The organism is Bartonella sp. MR100HLJHH, assembly GCF_042194215.1.
GTDB classification, from domain to species: domain Bacteria; phylum Pseudomonadota; class Alphaproteobacteria; order Rhizobiales; family Rhizobiaceae; genus Bartonella; species Bartonella grahamii.
Map to the genome: position 1 here is coordinate 1 of NZ_JBHIMR010000115.1, position 556 is coordinate 556.

Annotated in this window: 2 protein-coding genes; both read right to left on the minus strand. The window is 37.8% G+C overall.

The window, feature by feature from the left end; translation table 11 throughout:
- Positions 1-65 precede the first annotated feature (65 nt).
- A complete protein-coding gene (locus ACFIJ7_RS09830; RefSeq protein ID WP_375645222.1) occupies positions 66-344 on the minus strand; it encodes a hypothetical protein in 279 nt (92 codons plus the stop codon).
- On the minus strand, positions 341-556 hold a 216-nt coding region (locus ACFIJ7_RS09835), incomplete at its 5' end, for a phage antirepressor KilAC domain-containing protein (RefSeq protein ID WP_375645223.1). The genes ACFIJ7_RS09830 and ACFIJ7_RS09835, both read right to left, overlap by 4 nt.

Here is a 556-nt window from a genome sequence, read left to right on the forward strand (position 1 = left end):
GATATTTTATGCTGTTAACCACCTCCCCGCCTCAAAGACGAGGAGATAAAATCATGTTTTTAAAGTTAAGCAGCTTTCTTAACAGAATTTTTCAAACTCGGCTCGTAAGCTTTCAACAAAGGCTCCATAATAGAAGGAGGTTTTAAAGATCCAAAATTTGTAACCATTGCTAGAATCCTGAGTGCATTTGGTGATTCATCTTGAAGTTTTAAAATCAAAGCTTTTTCTATTGCATCCATGGTCTCAATGAGAGCATTAAAAGCTTTATCTTCGACATCATCACGATCAGAAAATTGAAACAAAGCCATCCATAAATCACATAAAAAGTCGATACTGGTATTCATTGCACACCTCCATGGATTTGCTCTCTCAAACAAGCTAATCCTTTTGGTGTAATTTTTGTTGAAGGCAGTACCTTTTCTGTACCATCTGGTCTTTGAATAGTGATAGCAGGACAGTCCATGAATCCTTTCTTAATTTTATCCTGATAAGGTAACAGAGGCGCCCCTGGAGCCCGTCGATACACCCAATCATGTTTACGCAAGTAATCCGTTAA